Source organism: Paenibacillus sp. 1-18, from assembly GCF_000520755.1.
GTDB classification, from domain to species: Bacteria; Bacillota; Bacilli; order Paenibacillales; family Paenibacillaceae; genus Paenibacillus; species Paenibacillus brasilensis.
On record NZ_ASSB01000327.1, the window covers coordinates 1 to 16,165 of the forward strand.

At 50.0% G+C, this 16,165-nt stretch carries 13 protein-coding genes; 8 read left to right on the plus strand and 5 right to left on the minus strand.

Annotated elements, in window-relative coordinates; all coding sequences use genetic code 11:
- Window positions 1–1,321, minus strand: a 1,321-nt coding sequence (locus L693_RS0121075) for an ABC transporter ATP-binding protein (RefSeq protein ID WP_025719724.1), incomplete at its 3' end; no start/stop codon positions are given.
- The gene (locus tag L693_RS0121080; protein ID WP_025719726.1) at window positions 1,318–3,072 is read right to left on the minus strand and encodes an ABC transporter ATP-binding protein; all 1,755 of its coding nucleotides are present in this window, start codon (window positions 3,070–3,072) and stop codon (window positions 1,318–1,320) included. The genes L693_RS0121075 and L693_RS0121080, both read right to left, overlap by 4 nt.
- Window positions 3,073–3,222: 150 nt before the next feature.
- Here L693_RS0121080 and L693_RS0121085 point away from each other — a divergent pair, with 150 nt between their 5' ends.
- The 3 genes from L693_RS0121085 to argS all read left to right on the plus strand — a co-directional run bounded on the left by L693_RS0121085 (window position 3,223) and on the right by argS (window position 6,321).
- Window positions 3,223–4,116, plus strand: coding sequence for a LysR family transcriptional regulator (locus L693_RS0121085; RefSeq protein ID WP_025719728.1), 894 nt, complete (start codon window positions 3,223–3,225; stop codon window positions 4,114–4,116).
- 88 nt (window positions 4,117–4,204) lie between these two features.
- Window positions 4,205–4,645 carry a DUF1934 domain-containing protein gene (locus tag L693_RS0121090; RefSeq protein ID WP_081752181.1) on the plus strand — a complete coding sequence of 147 codons (441 nt, stop codon included), beginning with the start codon at window positions 4,205–4,207 and terminating at the stop codon, window positions 4,643–4,645.
- Window positions 4,642–6,321 (plus strand): arginine--tRNA ligase, encoded by a 1,680-nt coding sequence (gene argS, locus L693_RS0121095; protein ID WP_025719732.1) that lies wholly within the window; start codon window positions 4,642–4,644, stop codon window positions 6,319–6,321. Before L693_RS0121090 ends, argS begins: the two co-directional genes overlap by 4 nt.
- Window positions 6,322–6,404: 83 nt before the next feature.
- Here argS and L693_RS0121100 read toward each other — a convergent pair whose 3' ends face one another.
- Both L693_RS0121100 and L693_RS0121105 read right to left on the minus strand, forming a co-directional pair.
- A complete protein-coding gene (locus L693_RS0121100) occupies window positions 6,405–7,265 on the minus strand; it encodes a hypothetical protein (protein ID WP_025719734.1) in 861 nt (286 codons plus the stop codon).
- A 127-nt stretch (window positions 7,266–7,392) separates the two neighbouring features.
- Window positions 7,393–8,286, minus strand: coding sequence for a LysR family transcriptional regulator (locus L693_RS0121105; protein WP_025719736.1), 894 nt, complete (start codon window positions 8,284–8,286; stop codon window positions 7,393–7,395).
- Between the two features lie 202 nt (window positions 8,287–8,488).
- On the opposite strand from L693_RS0121105, the gene L693_RS0121110 reads away from it, so the two are divergent.
- From L693_RS0121110 to L693_RS0121125, 4 genes are read left to right on the plus strand one after another with little or no spacing between them, the layout of a single operon-like run.
- Window positions 8,489–9,487, plus strand: a complete 999-nt coding sequence (locus L693_RS0121110) for an ABC transporter ATP-binding protein (RefSeq protein ID WP_025719738.1) — start codon at window positions 8,489–8,491, stop codon at window positions 9,485–9,487.
- A 19-nt stretch (window positions 9,488–9,506) separates the two neighbouring features.
- Window positions 9,507–10,577: an ABC transporter substrate-binding protein gene (locus L693_RS0121115; RefSeq protein WP_025719740.1), complete on the plus strand. Its 1,071-nt coding sequence runs from the start codon at window positions 9,507–9,509 to the stop codon at window positions 10,575–10,577.
- 4 nt (window positions 10,578–10,581) lie between these two features.
- Window positions 10,582–12,252 (plus strand): ABC transporter permease, encoded by a 1,671-nt coding sequence (locus tag L693_RS0121120; protein WP_025719742.1) that lies wholly within the window; start codon window positions 10,582–10,584, stop codon window positions 12,250–12,252.
- Window positions 12,249–13,649 (plus strand): MBL fold metallo-hydrolase, encoded by a 1,401-nt coding sequence (locus tag L693_RS0121125; RefSeq protein ID WP_025719744.1) that lies wholly within the window; start codon window positions 12,249–12,251, stop codon window positions 13,647–13,649. The genes L693_RS0121120 and L693_RS0121125 overlap by 4 nt, the downstream gene beginning before the upstream one ends.
- A gap of 39 nt (window positions 13,650–13,688) precedes the next feature.
- Here the strand turns inward: L693_RS0121125 and L693_RS0121130 are convergent, their stop codons facing one another.
- Entirely contained in the window at window positions 13,689–14,849 is a 1,161-nt protein-coding gene (locus L693_RS0121130) for a S8 family peptidase (protein WP_025719745.1), read from the minus strand.
- A gap of 405 nt (window positions 14,850–15,254) precedes the next feature.
- Here L693_RS0121130 and rpoE point away from each other — a divergent pair, with 405 nt between their 5' ends.
- Window positions 15,255–15,803, plus strand: coding sequence for a DNA-directed RNA polymerase subunit delta (rpoE, locus tag L693_RS0121135; protein WP_025719746.1), 549 nt, complete (start codon window positions 15,255–15,257; stop codon window positions 15,801–15,803).
- Window positions 15,804–16,165 lie beyond the last annotated feature (362 nt).

Here is a 16,165-nt window from a genome sequence, read left to right on the forward strand (position 1 = left end):
CTTCCGGCTTTCCGTAAGCGATATTGTCCCGAATGGTGCCGCTGAACAGCCAGGTATCCTGAAGCACCATGCCAAAGTTCGTCCGCAAGCTGTCCCGGGACATGTCGTTGATATTCACCCCGTCGATGGATATGGAGCCGCTGTCCACATCGTAAAACCGCATGAGCAGGTTGACGAGTGTCGTTTTGCCTGCCCCGGTCTGGCCGACAATCGCGACCCGTGTGCCCGGCTTAACCTCGAGACTAAAGTCCGTAATGAGTGTACGTTCCGGGTTATAGGAGAATTTGACATGATCAAAAACAATCGTACCTTTGCTGCGTTCCAACGGCACTGCGTTTGATTTTTCCGGCTGCTCTGGCGGCGAATCCAGAATGGCAAATATGCGCTGAGCGGAAGCTGTTGCCGATTGAAACTGGGTGAGCACACCCGTAATTTCATTAAATGGCTTGGCGAACAAATTAGTATAAATAAGAAAGCTTGACAGTCCGCCCACCGAGATCACACCCAAAATGATGGATATACAGCCAATCATCGCAGTAACCGAAAAAGTCATGTTGTTGACCAATCGGGTAGAGGGGTTCGATAATGATCCATAGAACTGTGATTTTACCCCGGCTTGATACAATTGTTCATTTTTAGCAGAGAATTCCTCGAACGTGCGGTTTTCATAATGAAAGGCAGTCACTACCCGCTGTCCGCCGATCATTTCCTCCACATAACCGTTCAGACTTCCTAAAATTTTGGCCTGTTCGCGGAACATGCGTTGAGATCTTGTGGTAATGAATCTGGCCACGCCATACGTGACGGGGGCTGAGACGAGTACCACCAGCGTCATTATGGGACTGATATATAACATAAGCACAATGGAGCCTATGATGGTAACAATCCCCGTAATCAGGGTAGAGAAACCTTGGAGCAACCCATCTGACACAGCATCCATATCGTTTACAAATCGGCTAATGCTGTCTCCTTGAGGGTGATTGTCATGGAAACTTAACGGGAGGATATTAAAATGATCAAATAACTCCCGCCGCATATCATTTACCGTCTGAAAAGCAATCCGGTTCGTCAAATACGTAAGCAGCCAGCTAAACAGACTGCCTACGGCATATACAATGCCTAATCCGGCTAGAATTTGCGCGACACCTCTAAAATCAACTCCCCCCTGACCCGCCATATGGTCGATAGCTCGACCAATCATATAGGGCCCGATCAGACTGGCAAGCACGCTAATAATCGCACAGACAATGATCCCAAAGGTCGTGTTCTTATATTGATTCACATAGGTTAACAGTCTTTTCCACGTTTCCTTGCTGCTCATTGATCTACCTCCTGTGTTGAGAGCTGGGAACGATTAATTTCCTTATATACATCTGAGCTGCTCATCAACTGATCATGTGTGCCGATACCGGCAATCCGTCCTTCATCAAATACGATAATCTTATCGGCATGTTGCACGCTGCTTACCCGTTGCGAGACCAGCAGGACGGTCATATGGGCGCTATTGTCCCGTAGCGATTTGCGCAGGGCAGCGTCGGTTGCGAAATCAAGTGCGCTTGAGGAATCATCCAAAATAAGGATTTCCGGGTTCCCTACAATAGCTCTTGCAATAGTAAGCCGCTGCTTCTGGCCTCCCGACAGATTAAGACCGCCTCGGGTAATCGGGGCGTGGTATTTTTCGGGTAAGCTGGAAATGAACTCATTCGCTTGTGCGATGGTGGCTGCCCGCGCGACTTCCTCATCGGTGGCATGTTCATTGCCCCAGCGGATATTATCCGCTATGGTGCCGGTGAACAGTAGCGCCTTCTGTGGGACAATCCCGATCTTTTGCCGCAGCTGCTTAAGTGTGTAATCCCGGACATTGATTCCATCGACCCGTATACTACCTTCCACTGCATCATAGAATCTGGGAATGAGATTCACAAATGTAGATTTTCCCGAGCCTGTTCCTCCGATGATGCCGACCGTTTCACCGGGATAGATATCTACGTCTATATCGCTAAGCGCCATTTGTCCTGTTGTATTGTATCCAAAGGAGACATGCTCAAAGGAGATAGCTGGTACAGTGTCTTGTGGGGACATATGATCTGCACGTGGCTGACCTCCAGATGCAGCCACATCAGAGATCGAAGCTCGTGTATCCAGCACCTCCTGAATCCGTGCCGCTGAAGTAGAAGCCTTGGTGAACAATATAATCAAATTGGTCACCACAATCAGAGCCAGTAAAATCTGCGTGATATAATTAATAAAAGCGATAATCTCACCTTGTGTAAGAGCTCCATACTGAATATGGATACCCCCGACCCACAGGATGGCGATAATGGCTCCGTTGACCACCAGCAGAGTGGCCGGGCTAAGCAAAGCGGAAATACGACCGACACGAATGGCAGTCTGGGTCAGATCATCGGAGGCTGTAGTGAACTTTCCCCGTTCGGCTCCTCTTTTGGCAAAAGCCCGTATTACCCGTACCCCGGTCAGATTCTCGCTTAGCACCAAAGCGATTTTATCCAGTTTTTTCTGATATAAGCGGTAGAATGGTGAAGCCTTCGTAATGACCAGATACAAAATCACAGCCAGGATCGGCGTAGCCGCCAACAGCACCAAAGCCAGACGGAAGTCCAGAATCATCGACATTATAATAGCCCCGATACAAATAAAAGGAGCACGAATGACCAGACGAATCAGCATTGCCACTGCCGTTTGGAGCTGATTAACATCGTTTGTAATCCGGTTAATGAGCGAAGGTGTCCCAAACTTATCGAGATCCGCATAAGAGAGCGATGAAATGTGCTGGAACATCGTGTTGCGCAGCGTCGTACCAAAGCCTTGAGAGGCCCGGGCTGCATAAAACTGGCACACCATTGAACTGCCGAAGCCCAGCACGGTCATAAGCAGCATTAAAAGGCCCATCTGCCACACATAATGGGTATCCTCTTTGCCAACGCCGTGATTAATCATGAGAGCAACCATGGTAGGCAGCAATAATTCCAGAATGGCTTCAATGAGCTTAAACAGAGGCCCAAGTATGCTTTCCTTTTTATAAGGCTTCAAAAAAATAGCGAATTTCAGCAAATCAACCATCACCTAACCTAAATAATATATAAAGCCTGTTGACCCAGCGCGATAACTGAATATGATTATGGCATATCCCAACCCATATGAATAATATTTAATATATATTAGAGGTATATGTATTACATATATCAGTACCGGAGGTCCATGATGGAATTGAGACATCTCAAGTATTTCCTGGCCATTGCAGAGGCCGGACAAATTACGGCAGCCGCGAAAAAGCTGAAAATGGCCCAGCCTCCCTTAAGTCAGCAGCTCATGCAGCTGGAGGAGGAGCTTGGTGTAAAACTCGTGCATCGAGGTCCACGAAGTCTTCATCTGACGGAGGCCGGGATCATTTTGCAGAACAGAGCCAAGCAGATTTTGGAGCTGACAGATGCTACGACAAGAGAAATTAATGATGTTGCCATGGGCATGAAGGGGACCCTCGCGATTGGAACCGTCTCTTCCTCCGGCGCAGCCCTGATGAAGGACAGGCTTTCCGAATTCCATAAAAACTATGCGGGTGTAAAATTTGAAATTCATGAGGGAAATACGTTTATGATTCTCGACCTTCTGAACAAAGGAATTGTGGAGGTCGGTATTGTCAGGACACCGTTCAACACTACCGATTTGGGCTGCAGATATGCGGCCTCCGAGCCGATGGTTGCAGTGATGACAGAAGAACACGACTGGGACCCTGACCAGAAGACCATCACATTGTCAGAGTTGAAGAACAGGCCGTTAATTGTATACCGTCGCTTCGAACAACTGATCCACGATACCTGCATGAGGCATGGCTTTGAGCCCAACTTCTTTTGCAAAAACGATGATGCTCGCACCACGCTTCACTGGGCTAATGAAGGTCTGGGTATCGGCATGATTTCACAGTCTGCGTTGTCACTAGGCAGCAATAGCCAGTTAATCGTTAAGGAAATTATGTGTGAAGAATTGCATACTCGTGTAGCCGCCGTGTGGCTCAAGGATAAATACATGTCTTCCCTGGCTTCCCGATTTATCGAAAGTTTTAGTCAGGCTCCGATGAAGCGAACCTGTGATAGCTGATTTTTTTGAATGAAAGCATCTTTTTGTAAAAACTCATTTGAATTGCAATCGGGAACTGGATATAGTAGTACAGTAGGATAGCGATAGAATGGAGTTCGAACACATGCCACACAATGCAAAGGTCCAAATCCGTCTTCATAGTCATCATGATGGGGAAGATGTGGTCCAGGAGCTTCCCGGTGAAGCCATCGTGCGTGGGAAGCATCTATATATAAGGTATGAAGAGCCACAAGAGGGGCCTCAGGGAGGAACGACACGGAACACGGTCAAAATCGGACCTGATGAGCTTAAACTGATCCGTCACGGCGAGGTGCAATCGGAGCAGTCATTTGCGCTTGGACGCAGATTGCCGGGATTTTACCGATCGCCTTATTTGAACCTGAACATGTCTGCGCATACGCAGAAGCTTGATATTCGGATGAATGGATTTAGCGGATATGTGAGCTGGACCTATGATCTGTACGTATTTGAGGATTTCTCGGGGCATTTTGCCATCAGTTTGCATATACAGGAGGAGCAACAATCATGACAAGCAATCCACTGGAACTTATTAATCAAAAGGTAACCTCGGCAATCGAGGCCGCGATACTGGCTGTCGGAATCGTGAGCCGCGAAGAGCTGCCGACCATTACGCTTGAAGTACCAAAGGACAAGTCACACGGTGATTTGGCTACCAATGCTGCGATGCAGCTTACCCGTATTGCCAAGAAAAACCCGCGTCAAATCGCTGAAGACTTGATCGCAAATATGGATTTGGCTGCCGCTTCTATTGAGAGTGCGGAAATTGCCGGACCGGGTTTTATTAACTTCCGTCTAAACAAGAGCTACCTGTATACCATTATTGAACAAGTACAAGCGCAGGGAGCAGATTACGGACGTGTACAGGTAGGGGCAGGCAAAAAGGTCCAAATCGAATTTGTCAGCGCGAACCCGACAGGCAGCCTCCACCTGGGGCATGCGCGTGGTGCAGCAGTGGGGGATGCTCTTTGCAATGTGCTTGATTATGCCGGATATCAGGTTACTCGTGAATACTACATTAATGATGCGGGTAACCAGATTTACAATATGAGCCGTTCGATTGAAGCACGTTATTTGCAAGAGCTGGGACAGCCCGCAGAGATGCCGGAGGACGGTTACCATGGTGAGGATATCATCGGGTTTGCCAAAGAGCTGGTGGCTGAGAAGGGCGATGCTCTGTTGTCTATGGAACCAGGGGATCGCGCTGCTTATTTCCGTGACTATGGTCTGGAAAAGGAACTGAACAAGATCAAGCGTGACCTGGAACGGTTCCGTGTACCTTTTGACTCCTGGTTCAGCGAGACATCGCTGTATGATAACGGCGAAGTGCTCAAGGCGCTGAACGAGCTCCGTGATCGTGATGAAATCTATGAGAAGGACGGAGCTACGTGGCTGAACACGACTAAATACGGCGATGATAAAGACCGCGTATTGATCAAAAATGACGGCACCTACACTTACCTGACGCCTGATATCGCTTACCATCGCGATAAATATGCTCGTGGTTATGACACGATCATCAACATCTGGGGCGCGGATCACCATGGCTACATTCCACGAATGAAGGCAGCAATGGAAGCACTGGGGAATGACCCGGATAAGCTTAAAGTGCTGATTGCCCAGATGGTCAGCCTGTTCCAAAACGGGGAAAAGGTGAAGATGTCCAAGCGTACCGGCAAGGCCGTAACGATGGAGGACCTGATGGAAGAAGTAGGCGTGGATGCGATTCGTTACTTCTTCACGATGCGCAGCATGGACTCGCATTTGGATTTTGACATGGATTTGGCGATTTCCACCTCCAATGAAAATCCGGTATTCTACGTGCAATATGCACACGCACGTGCGTGCAGCGTATATCGTCAAGCTGAAGAGCAGGGGATTGCTGTCCTGCCATTGGCAGAGGTGGACCTGTCCAAGCTGACGGCTGAGCATGAATACGACCTGTTGCGCAAAATCGGTGAGCTTCCAGAAGAAGTCTCTGTAGCAGCTGCGAACTTTGCGCCGCACCGTATGATTCGCTATGTCTATGAGCTGGCTTCACTATTCCACAGCTACTATAAGGCAGAGCGCGTCATCACCGAGGATGCTGCTCAAACGCAAGCTCGCTTGGCACTGTTTGGGGCGGTGCGCACCACCATTGCCAACGTGCTGAAACTGGTGGGCGTGTCTGCGCCGGAACGTATGTAAATGCTGTAACGATAAAAGAACCGCACGTACTATCCAGAACAGGATGGCACGTGCGGTTCCTTTTTATATGAAAGCAGCTTGGCTTAGTACCGTTCCAGCACCAGATTCGTTTTCAGGGAATCGGCAGGAACCAGCCATCCCTTGGATTGCAGCAAGTTGATCAGCTGGGTGCGGTTGCTGGCGGCAGCGCTGTAATCCGTGGTTTTAAAAGAAATTTCGATGATGGTATCTGTACCGGATCCGCTGGCACTGCGGATAGGCCAGACTTCAACGTCGGTATCCAGTCCTTGGAAGCTGCCTTCATATTTGCTGACCTGTACCGGACCGCGTACTCTGGAGTCTGCCAGAGTTTTCTTGCCCCAGTTGCTGTCTTTCCAGTTTTGCAGCTTGCCCGGAAGATTGTCCAATAGTTGCTTTAACGCCTGATCCGGGGACGGAAGAGTTAATCCTTTGGAAGCGTTCGTTTTTTTGTCATTGGAAAAGCTAAGTGTCTGTTTGCTATAACCCCAATCCACCTCAGCATCATAGTTATCATCGGATGCACTAAAACCTTCTTTATTGGCTTGGGTGAGAGCCGCGTCGATATCTCCGTTTGTGACTGTGTACCGCTTCTTGTAGGTTAACTCATAATTCTTTTTATCCTCTTTTTTGCGAAATCTGACGTTCCAGCCCTCGCCGTTCAATTGAAGCTGATCGGTATCGAAATACTCCACGCTCAATCTTTGTACTTCATCGCTAATGTGGAACTCATGTACTATGCTGCTTTTCAGAGAGCCATCTGCATTGAGAACCTGAGCCGTATCCAGCAGCAGCTTTACCTCATAGCTTGGAGTGGCATTGGCGGCGGCCTGTACAGGCTCGGCTCCCTTCCATCCCGTTACGAGCAGCACTGCGCTCAGGGTTAAGACCGACAATACTTTTGTAAAACGAAGCCTCTGTTTCATTCTATCCTCTCCTGTTCATCCGAATGGTAGTACACGCTATACTTTACGGGGTTATTGTCAGTCGTATGTCAAGGCTGGGCGGTACTACGATTAAAAAATAACATAATTTCTATATAACAGGTAAGATTTAATCTTGGTTCGATGACAAATATTCAGCAAAACGGCGAATCAGCGCCGAACGGTGGCGGTCTTGGTTGCTGACCATATAAATGTATCTTTCAACACGGTGACCCGGAATGGGCCGGATCACCAGCAGCCCGCGTTGGACTTCCGATTGTACGGCAATGCGGGAGACGAAGGAGACGTGTTCTCCCAGCATGACTGACTGCTTAATCGCCTCAAGCGAATCCAGCTCCAAATAGGAGGGGAGACGACGGTTGTCGTACTCCAACCATTTGTCGGTCATATGCCGTGTGCTGGAATCCTTGCCATGCAGCACGAAGGAGGAAGAAGCGATTCGTTCGGGCGTCAGCCCGGTTTCACTTGCGAGCGGGTGACCGGGTGCGCAGATGAGTACCAGTTCATCCTCGCTTAAGGGCTCGGCCACCAGCGTTGGCGATTGAAACGGCTCTGCCGAGATGACGCCGAGGTCAATTTCGTGGCGAGTGAGCATGTCCTTGATCACTGGAGCAGTTCTCACCGACAAGGAAATATGAATCCCCGGATGCTCACGGGCAAAACGGTGCAGCACCGCAGGGAGCAAGTAGGTAGCAGGTACATAGCTTGCTCCGATTCGAATGCTTCCCCGCTGAAGCGTGTCAAATTCGCAGACGACCCGCTCTGCCTCGGCAGCGAGTGCGTTGATCTTGGCGGCATAGTGGAGTAGCGCTTGGCCAGCATCTGTCAGGATGATTTTTCCCATCCTCGTGTCAAACAGCTTTACACCGAATTCCCGCTCCAGATTCTTCATATGAAAGGTAACGGTTGGTTGTTTCAGACCGAGAAGCTCGGCCACGGTGGTAATTTTATGGTGCTTGTCCAGCAACTCTACAATGTGCAGTTTTAGAAGACTCAAATTCACTTGGGATGCCCTACTTTCTGATTGGTCGGAAATGTATGCCTGCCCTCTGGTGCCACAGTATCAATCCCCTCTATATAGATTAAATCTATGAGTATTAACACAATTCATTGAAATAATTAATTTTGTTTTAACTTTCCAATAACACAGGCTGCGAATTCAAGTTTTACACTGGGGTCAGTCAGAAGAACAGGCGGGTAATGCGATGAATCAAGATCTACATATTCACGGGTTGAGTAAAACCTTCGGTCATATGACCGCATTGCACGAGACCAATCTGCTTGTGCGGCGGGGAAAATTCACAACACTGCTCGGTCCGTCCGGCTGTGGGAAAACAACGCTTCTGCGCATGATCGCCGGGCTGGAGACGCCAGATAGCGGCATGGTCACGTTGGGGGAGGAAATTCTATTTTCGGCTGAACGTAAAAAGGATGTGCCTGCACATCTTCGTCATTTCGGCATGGTATTTCAGGACTTTGCGCTGTGGCCCCATATGACGGTGTTTGAAAATGTGGCCTTCGGCCTGCGTTCAGGCAAACAGGCCAAACTTCCCGGTGGCGGGCGTGCCAAGGAGCTGCGGGCGGTGGTGCTAGAGGCACTGGACAAGGTCAGACTATCGGGGATGGAAGGTAGGTATCCCCATGAGTTGTCCGGCGGACAGCAGCAACGGGTCGCCTTTGCCCGCGCCGTTGCCGTTCGGCCCCGGCTTGTATTGTTCGATGAGCCACTCAGTGCACTGGATGCGGTGCTGCGGGAGGAAATGCGCATCGAAATGCTTTCACTGGTACGCGATCTGGGTCTGACCGCCCTGTACGTCACCCATGATCAAGTCGAGGCGATGTCGATGTCTGATGAGGTGGTCGTCATGAAAAACGGACATATATTACAGACGGGAACGCCAGAGGAAATCTATGGTCGTCCATCTCATCCAGAGGTGGCGAGGTTTATCGGTAAATCGAACTGGCTACAGCCGGAGCGGATGCTATTCCGCCCTGAGCATGTGCGCTGGCAACAGGATCAAGTGGACCAGCACGCTTTTACAGTAGAGGTTCAGCATGTCAGCTATGTGGGGGATCGGTATGAGATCCGTATACTGGCTGAGAATGGAGAGCTATGGAGCGCTTATCATTCGACCCGTTTGTCCATAGGATCACGAAAGCAAATTTGGGTATCACCGCAGTACATCCACCAACTCGAACCATAGAAAAAGGGGTAAACACAAGATGATGAACAGGCACGTTTTTCGTACAGGATGGAAAAAAGGCGCAATGCTCGCATTAACATTAACCTTCGGACTGGCTGTTGCAGGCTGTGGAGCCGCTACACCTTCCAAGGACGGAGCGCAAGCGACGGGAACAGCCGGACAAGCCGGGGCGGCATCCAGTGATAAGAAACTGGTCGTCTACAGTGCAGGCCCGGATGGGCTGGCGAAAAAGCTGGTAGCAGGCTATGAGGCGCAAAGCGGAGTTAAAGTTGAACTATTCCAGGGGACAACCGGTAAAATTCTGGCTCGGATGGAAGCCGAGAAGACGAATCCGGTAGCAGACGTAGTGGTGCTGGCATCTCTTCCTTCCGTGCAAGGGCTGAAAAAAGATGGACTCACGCTGCCCTACCCCGAGGCCAAAAATGCGGACAAGCTGAATCCCGACTGGTCTGACAAGGAAGGCCATTATTTCAGTACCAGTGCCTCGGCGCTAGGTATTGCGTACAATACGAATCTGGTGAAGACGCCACCGACATCATGGGCCGATCTGGCAAAGCCAGAGTATAAGGACCAAGTTAACATTCCCGATCCGTCACTCTCCGGCTCGGCGCTGGATTTCATGACAGGTTATCTGAGCGCCAAGGGCGATGGGGGCTGGACGTTGTTCGAGCAGTACAAGGCTAATGGTGTTGCCATGGCTGGCGCGAATCAGGAAGCGCTGGACCCGGTCATTACCGGAGCCAAAAGCATGGTTGCAGCTGCGGTCGATTACATGACCTATAAGGCTAAAGCCAAAGGCGAGCCGATAGACATTGTTTATCCGAAGGAAGGAACAGTGATCAGCCCTCGTCCGGCGGCCATTCTCAAATCAACGCAGCATGAGCAGAATGCCAAGGCATTCATTGACTATCTGCTGTCGGACGAAGCACAGAAGCTGGTAGCGGATGCTTCCCTGCTTCCGGGCCGCACGGATGTCAAAGCCGACAAGCGTGCCAACCTGGATGAGATCCCTTTGCTGAACACCCGTTGGGAATGGATGGGTGAGCACGGGCCTGACGTGACCGAGAAGTTCACGCAAATATTTAAGTAAGCGGATGGGAGTCCTATCTGTCAAACAGATCAGAGCGTGGTGTCTGATGCTTGCTCTGATCGCGCTTGCTTTTCTGATCGTCATGCCGTTGCTGCAAATTTTTATCCAAAGTGTATATGCGGATGGGACATTTCAATGGACGGCACCTTTGCGGACGTTGGCTGAATCCCGATTTGCGGGTGTTCTGTTCAACTCCATTTGGCTGGGTATCTGTGTTATTGCCGGGACGACTGTACTTGCACTTCCGTTGGCATGGATCATGTCCAACACTTGTCTTGCAAGGTGGCGCTGGTTGGACGTGGTGCTGCTGATTCCGTTTATGACCCCGCCCTATATCGGGTCCATGGGCTGGATTTTGTTTATGCAAAAAAACGGGTATCTGGCGCAGCTGCTTCCCGAGCTTCATGTTTTAACGCCGTCCTTTTTTAGCTTTGGCGGCATGGTGATGATCATGAGTCTGCATCTGTTTCCATTCTTATACCTGCTGCTGCGTGGTGCGCTGCTAAGAATTGGCGGTAGCCTGGAAGAAGCGGGTGCTGTGATGGGCGGCAGCTTTTGGTACAGATTCCGCCGGATCGTTTTACCCCTGCTGCTATCGGCTTACGGAATGGGGGCATTGCTTATTTTCGTCAAAACGATTGCGGAGTTTGGTACCCCCGCCACCTTTGGACGGCGTATCGGATATGAGGTCATGACATCGGAAATTCACAAATATATTTCCAGCTGGCCGATTGACTTTGGCAAGGCAACGTCACTGGCCTCGGTGCTGCTAACGGCCTGTCTGCTGGTCTGGTATGTGCAATCGGTAATCAATCGCAAATACACGTATAGACTGGTTGGGGGCAAAGGCTCTCGTCCTTCCCGTCTTCGTGTATCGGATTGGACAACAGGGCTAAGTGTTGCTTTTATTCTATTATTGCTTATTGCGTCTATTGGCATCCCTTATTTCTCTATCATCGCTGCTTCTACCATGAAGCTAAGGGGAATCGGGCTGGCCTGGAACAACTTTACACTCGATTATTACAGGGAGCTGCTGTCCTGGGGATCGGAAAGCATGGAGGCGTTGCTGAATAGCGTATTTCTGTCTTTGGGCGCGTCGACGATTGCCGCCCTGCTAGGCACATGGTTTGCGCTTGTTGTGGGACAATCACGTTCCGTGCTTCAGCGGACGGTGGATGCCTTCAGCCTGCTGCCGAACACAGTCCCGGGGATTGTGATGGTCGTCGGCCTTATTTTATGGTGGAACTCGCCATGGATGCCCATTCCGTTGTACAACACTTACGGCATGGTTATTCTGACGTATGTGATCTTGTTTGTACCTTATACCGTTCAATATGTAAAAAGCGCCTTTACGCAGGTGGACACAGCCCTTTTTCAGGCAGGCCAGGTGTTTGGCGGACGTCCGTTTTACGTATTCCGCCGGATTATGTTACCGCTGATTTTGCCGGGGATGCTGGCGGGCTGGATGATGACCTTCACCATTGCCTCGCGCGAACTGGTGGGTTCATTACTGATTCTGCCACCATCCGTTCAGACGTCTGCGACCTACATCTTTGCTCAGTTTGAACAGGGACAGGTGTCGCTCGGCATGGCGATGGCAGTCATATCGGTCGGGTTGACTACCCTGCTGCTGATGGTGATGGAGAGCCTAAACTCGCAGAGAAAGTGGAAATGACGATGACCAAGCTTAGAATTTGGGGCGGAGCGGGCGAACATGGCCGCTCCTGCTATGTTTTTGAAGGAGAGCAGCACCGTATTATGCTGGATTGTGGAGTGAAAAAGGAAGGAATCGGACAATACCCTGTATTCTCGCCTCAGGAGGCGCAGGGACTATCTGCTGTATTGCTGTCCCATGCGCATGAAGATCACTCGATGGCTCTACCCTTACTTTATAAGTATGGATACCGGGGAGAGGTCTGGACGACCAAGGCTACCGCAGAGCAGTTGGATTCCTATTTTTGCTCCTGGCATTCTTATGTAGCATCGAGAGGTGGACAACTGCCATACGATGAGCGGGATATTAAAGCTATTACATACCGTTATCTGGAGGATGAAGCGCCGTCAGGTGTATGGCGGGAGATTTGTCCGGGTGTACAAATCATATGGGGGCGCAGTGGGCATTTGGCTGGTGCAGTGTGGTTTGGAGTAGAACTGGAAGGAAAGCGATTGTTCTTTTCGGGCGATTACAGCCGAGAATCCGAGCTGCTCGCTGCGGATACGCCAAGCATGGGCGCGGGGAAAAGTGTACCTGACCATCTTGGAATGATGCCGGATATCAATCTGGCGGATATCGCCATAATGGATAATGCCTATGGCATGGATAAGGACCCGCAGGCTGTGAAGCTGGAGCGGCTGCGGGCCGAGCTGGGGCGGATATTAGCATCTAAGGGCCATGTGTTACTGCCTGTGCCTGCCTTTGGCCGGGGACAGGAGCTGATCGTTTGGACCAGGGAGCAGTTCCCCGGACAGACCTTAATTATAGAGCCGGATATATGGCAGGGGTTGCAGCGTTTAAGCAGCTGGAGAGAATGGCTGCGTCCGGAGGCTCTTGTGCGAATAGAACAGGTGCTGAGTGATGACAGCGTGTTTGTACCCCGTAATCATGCGGAACGAATAAGGTTACTGGAACAGAACGCAGCGGCCATTATCGTGACAGGAGACGGCATGATGGACTCACCACGCGCACGCTGGTACTATCAGTACCTGTCTGACCACCCGAGTTTGGGCGGTGATACAGACGATGGAAAAGTCAACAACAATGGAGTTGTTTTGACCGGGCATGCTTCAAGGGGGTCTTTTGGTAAACATCTACTGGATTGCACGAGTCAGAAAACGGATCAAAAGGACCGCTGCACCGTTCGGCATGTAATTTACAAGGTGCATCAGGGAGTGTCGGATGTGAAGCATATGCTGGAGCGATTGCCCAGCAAGCAGGTTGTGCTCGTTCATGCACCGAAATCGCATACCGATCTAGTATATGATGAACTGATAAAAGAAGGCTGGATCGAACGTGGCGAAGGGGCTGTAAAAGCTATTTACTCGCTTGAGCCGGGCGCAACGTTAAAGGTCTAGCTGTTCCTGTGGCTTCGAAGATTCTCCAAACTGTATCATTTACTTGGTTCCCTCCTGCATTAATCGGAAGGCATCCACTTCTCCAAGCTTGGTGGAGATAGAGCTGCGTCCATTGCTTTTACGAAGGCGTAGCGGTGTGGCGGTGCGTTTGAGCAGTGCTTTGATCTCCGCCGGCTCCAGTTCCGGTCTGAGTGAAAGGAGAAGCGCGATGCTTCCGGTGACATGGGAAGTAGCCATAGAGGTGCCGCTCATTTCGTGATGCCTGCCGTGTATCCAGGAGGATATGATTTTCTCGCCAGGTGCGTACACGTCTACAAATTCTCCCCGATTGCTAAAAGGTGCGATGCGTCTGTATTTATCGGTAGCTCCAACCGAGATGGTCTGGGAATAGCGAGCCGGGTAGTCAATAGCTCGACGCTTGCCTTCATTGCCCGAAGAAGCCACGATCACGATCCCGTTATGATAGGCTTTATTCACCATATCAAGCAGTGCCTTGCTGCGTGACTTCATGCCAAAGCTCATATTGATGATATCGACACGATTTAGCACACACCAGTCGATACCGAGAATAATGTCGGAGACGTAGGCGGCTCCGTTATGGTCAAACGCTTTTACAGGATGAATCAAAGCCCTCGGCGCTACGCCGACCATACCCTCATCATAGTTGGAAGCAGCGATAGTACCGGCAATGTGAGTTCCGTGACCGTTATCGTCATAGGGTAACATCGTCCGATTAAGCAAATTAATACCTCTGGCAAGAGAATAACGAAGATCAGGATGTTGAAAATCGGCTCCTGTGTCGATCACCCCGATTCTGACCCGATTGCCTGTGGAGGAAGGCCAAGCCTTGTATGCACGGACCTGCTTGACTCCCCAAGGCATGGGAAGGTTTCTCTCTGCTTTCGGTATATGGGCTGTTTCTGCGTGAATCTTCATGCGCGTATCTTCTTCAACGGTAACACCGTTGTGATATTTGCCCAGCCTGTCTCCCCCTGGAAGAGGGGCGATGAGAGCGCGGATCAGTCGGGCCGGTTGCACTTGTCGTAATCCCGCGAGCTCAGGTTTCAGCTTCCTGAGATAGGACAGGCATTCCCGGTATTGATGAGGTTTATCGAACGTAATGATCTGTTTGTGCCGTCCACTGCCGGACGGCTCCGAAATACCCTCATGCAAACGCTGCAAAAAACCAGGATAGTCCATGTGAGACGGTCCTCCTCCGATGAGCCATGCTGAGGTATTGTATGAGCAAGCGTCAGCGCCTGCATGGGGAACCTGCCCCTTTTTTATGGAAATAGGCCTGCTTGTCGTGTCAAAGTGTTGGAGGACACATACGATACATGGAGGGCATAAGCTCTTGTGCAACAACTTTGGGGGACAGCTCCCGGAGTGGGTACAGTCGAAGACGGGGGGGACCCCGTCTTTTTTACATGTGTGTCTTGTCCATGGGGATATTTCTGGAATTTGTGCCGATACCCATGTTTAACTTGCAATTTGCTTCCAAATAGGTTTTACTTAGTTTTGATAATGGATATGTTAGTATTGCATGTATCGTGTATGCTCTGAAACATGTTCTTGTGAATTACGTGTGAGAGGAAGTGTCCCTAGGTGAGTACCCCACTCAACTTAAAGATTGACCCGGAGAAAGTCCACGAGACCCCGATGGTGGATTTGGCATTTATGGTTTTGAAAGCGGCCAATACTCCATATTATTACCGTGACCTGATGAATGAAGTCGCCAAATTGCGTGGCTTGTCCGATGAAGAAATTAATGACGTAATTGCTCAGCTATATACTGAAATCAACATTGACGGGCGTTTTGCCTGTGTCGGTACGAATCTGTGGGGCCTGAAACGTTGGTATCCGGTGGATAAATCCGAAGATGCCCTGACAGGCGCCAAGCGCCCTCGTATTATTAACGACGAAGACGATGACGACGAAGACGACTATCATGAAGAAGAAGAAACCTACAACTCTGATGACGACTTCGATGCAGATAGTGAAGACGAGGACGGCGAAGATGAGCTGTTCGACGGTGAAGATGACGATAGTGATGAAGACGTAGTCATAGACGACGAAGACCTCAGTGATGAGGACGATACAGAGGATGAAAATGACGATGATTCGTTGGATGACGACGATGATTCGCTTCGCTAGGAACAAATCGTAAGGGGAGATATGCTCTCCCCTTTTTCATGACCGTTTTCCTGAAACCCCTCCTGATTTGAAGCTTTCGGGTGGAATCATTCCAATCTCGTGCAATGGGTAAATTAACATAGATAACTTCCTTGACAGGGGATTGGACACGGGGTAAACTATTGCTTGGGCTTATGATTGATTCACTTATATGTTTGCTTTTTTGTATAAAAGTGCCCCGTACTACGGGAGTGCTTTTTTGTTTTTTATAGGGGTGTTTTCACTCATGAAAGAGGGCTAAGGGCGGCGGTATGGAAATTAAATCCGCTGCCTTCTTCATGGATGATAATCCGTGTAAACGGGTTACGATAACATCATAATGT

Bases quoted from the DNA above. Each gene is read 5' to 3' on its own strand.
- L693_RS0121085 (WP_025719728.1), top strand. From the start codon at position 3,223: ATGGAATTGAGACATCTCAAGTATTTCCTGGCCATTGCAGAGGCCGGA.
- L693_RS0121090 (WP_081752181.1), top strand. From the start codon at position 4,205: ATGGAGTTCGAACACATGCCACACAATGCAAAGGTCCAAATCCGTCTT.
- argS (WP_025719732.1), top strand. From the start codon at position 4,642: ATGACAAGCAATCCACTGGAACTTATTAATCAAAAGGTAACCTCGGCA.
- L693_RS0121100 (WP_025719734.1), bottom strand. From the start codon at position 7,265: ATGAAACAGAGGCTTCGTTTTACAAAAGTATTGTCGGTCTTAACCCTG.
- L693_RS0121110 (WP_025719738.1), top strand. From the start codon at position 8,489: ATGAATCAAGATCTACATATTCACGGGTTGAGTAAAACCTTCGGTCAT.
- L693_RS0121115 (WP_025719740.1), top strand. From the start codon at position 9,507: ATGATGAACAGGCACGTTTTTCGTACAGGATGGAAAAAAGGCGCAATG.
- L693_RS0121120 (WP_025719742.1), top strand. From the start codon at position 10,582: ATGGGAGTCCTATCTGTCAAACAGATCAGAGCGTGGTGTCTGATGCTT.
- L693_RS0121125 (WP_025719744.1), top strand. From the start codon at position 12,249: ATGACGATGACCAAGCTTAGAATTTGGGGCGGAGCGGGCGAACATGGC.
- L693_RS0121130 (WP_025719745.1), bottom strand. From the start codon at position 14,849: ATGGACTATCCTGGTTTTTTGCAGCGTTTGCATGAGGGTATTTCGGAG.